Source organism: Promineifilum sp. (SeqCode) (assembly GCF_041918635.1).
Taxonomy (GTDB): domain Bacteria; phylum Chloroflexota; class Anaerolineae; order Promineifilales; family Promineifilaceae; genus Promineifilum.
Genome location: NZ_JAYRVJ010000212.1, coordinates 1 through 2,343, shown reverse-complemented (window position 1 = coordinate 2,343; position 2,343 = coordinate 1). Strand labels below are relative to the sequence as shown.

General features: G+C 66.1%; 2 protein-coding genes and 1 pseudogene. All 3 read left to right on the top strand.

What is annotated here, in order from left to right; translation table 11 throughout:
- Positions 1–1,329: PP2C family protein-serine/threonine phosphatase (locus ACE3UY_RS07295; RefSeq protein WP_374686881.1), on the top strand; the 1,329-nt coding region annotated here is incomplete at its 5' end.
- 56 nt (positions 1,330–1,385) lie between these two features.
- Positions 1,386–2,033, top strand: coding sequence for a response regulator (locus tag ACE3UY_RS07290; RefSeq protein ID WP_374686880.1), 648 nt, complete (start codon positions 1,386–1,388; stop codon positions 2,031–2,033).
- 55 nt (positions 2,034–2,088) lie between these two features.
- Positions 2,089–2,343, top strand: a pseudogene (locus ACE3UY_RS07285) (hypothetical protein); the annotation flags it as partial.

Below are 2,343 nucleotides of genomic sequence, written 5' to 3'. Positions count from 1 at the left end.
GATCCGGCGGCGCTGGGTGACTTCCTGGTCAGCGAGATCCCGCGCCTGCTGCGGGCCGACGCCGCCGCGCTGCTTTTCCCGGAAGGGGACGCGCCGGGCCAGCTCGTCTTCCGCGCTGCCTACGAGTGGCCGGGCAATCCCGTCGGCCGCGCCGTCGCCGTCGATGAGACCGCCGGGCCAGGCTATGCGCTACATCGGCGGCAGGCGTGGCAATCAGAGCGGGGAAGCCAAACAGAGTCCGCATCTTCAGATGCGGACGACCTCAACGCGAGACGCGCATCTGAGGATGCGCACTCTGTGGTGGACGGGGGCGCAGATGCGAACGGGCGCACATCTGAGGATGCGCACTCTGTGGTGGACTCTGTGGAGCAAAATGGCTGGCTGGCCGAAGGGCTGGACAGCTACGCCTTCGTGCCGCTGCTCATCGGCGGCGGGGCCATTGGCGTGCTAGGGTTGGGCAGCCACGGCGCGCGGCAGCTGGACGATGATGAATTGCGCTTCGCCCGCTTACTGGCCAACCAGGCCGCGCTCAGCTTCGAGCAGGTCCGGCTGCACCGTCTGGAAAGCCAGGGGCAACGCATGGAGCGCGAACTGCAACAGGCCCGCCGCATCCAGATGAGCCTGCTGCCCGGCCGCTACCCCGAGATTGCCGGTTGGGACTTCGCCGCGACCTATGAATCGGCGCGGGAGATCGGCGGCGACCTGTATGACTTTATCGAATGGCCCGACGCGCCGGAGCGCATTGGGCTGCTCATCGCCGACGTGTCGGGCAAGGGCACGGCCGCCGCGCTGTTCATGGCCCACAGCCGGGCCATGATTCGCGGCGCGGCCCAGACCCGGCCCAGCCCGGCTGATACGCTGTCGCAGGCCAACGTGCTCATCGCCCGCGACAACCACGCCATGCTGTTCGTCAGCGCCTTCTACGCCGTCCTCGACACGGGCAGCGGCCACCTGACCTTCGCCAACGCCGGCCACAACGTGCCCCTGCTGCTGCGCGCCAGCGGTGACCTGGAGGAGGTCATGTGCCGGGGCATGGTGTTGGGCATCATGGACGATATGACGTATGATGAGGATGAGCTTGTGCTGGCTCCCGGCGATACGCTGGTACTCTACACCGACGGCATCACCGAGGCCATGGACGCCACGGATGAGTTGTTCGGCAAGGCCCGCCTGAAGGAAGCCATCGCCGGCGCGGCTGTGCGCAACGCCCGCGACGCCATCGACGCCATCATCACCGCCATCCGCACCTATACCGGCGACACGCCGCAGGCCGATGACCTGACCGTGGTCGCCATCAGACGAGAGACAGTTGTGGCGCAGGTTTCTTAACCTGTGTCTCAGGTCACAGGTTAAGAAACCTGTGCCACAACTGCTTTGGGTAGGTTATGTCAATTCGTGTGTTGCTAGTAGATGACCACTCCGTAGTGCTCGATGGCCTGCGGATGTTCCTGGGGCTTGACCCGGAACTCGAAGTCGTTGGACGAGCGACCAACGGGGCCGAGGCGGTCAAGCAGGCCCACGCGCTGCGGCCCGACGTGGTGCTGATGGACCTGCTCATGCCGGTCATGGACGGCATCACCGCCACGGCCATCATCCGGCGCGAGTTGCCGGACGTGGAGGTTGTCGCCCTGACCAGCGTTCTGGAGGATGACAAGGTGATCGGGGCCATTCGCGCCGGAGCCATCGGCTACCTGCTAAAGGATACCGAGGCGGATGAGTTGCGGCGCTGCATCAAGGCCGCTGCCGGCGGCCAGGTGCAGCTGTCCCCCCAGGTGGTGGAGCGGCTGCTCAGCGAGGTGCGCGAGCCGGCCCTGCCGGAACGGCTGGGCGACTATGAGCAGGAGGTGCTGCGGCTGCTGGCCCGCGGCCGTTCCAACGACGAGATCGCCACCGCCCTCCACGTGGGCGAGAAGACGGTCAAGACGCTGGTGGGCGGCATCCTGACCAAGCTGGGCGTCCCCAGCCGGACGCAGGCCGCGCTCTATGCCGTGCGGACGGGGTTGGTGTCGCTAGAAGAAACAGCGTTGAATTAAAGTGACAGGACAATAACGTGTGAACAATCGACAGCGAATGCTCCTACTCGTCTTATTGACAACGTTACTAGCCCTAGTCGCCTGCTCCCCCGGCGGCGCGACCGAGGTGAGCGACGCGCCCGCCGCGCGCTCGGCGGCCACGGCCGGCGACGACGAGCTTGTCCAACTCGTCTATCAGGACTGGCGCACTGACTGGTTCCCCGGCATGGCCCAGGAGATGCTCGACCAGTTCCACGCCACCCACCCCAACATCCGCGTCTTCTACACCCCCGACCCCGAAGACGTGACCATCGACATGCCGCCCATGTTC

Coding starts and splice junctions, on each gene's coding strand:
- ACE3UY_RS07290 (WP_374686880.1), top strand. CDS start 1,386: ATGTCAATTCGTGTGTTGCTAGTAGATGACCACTCCGTAGTGCTCGAT.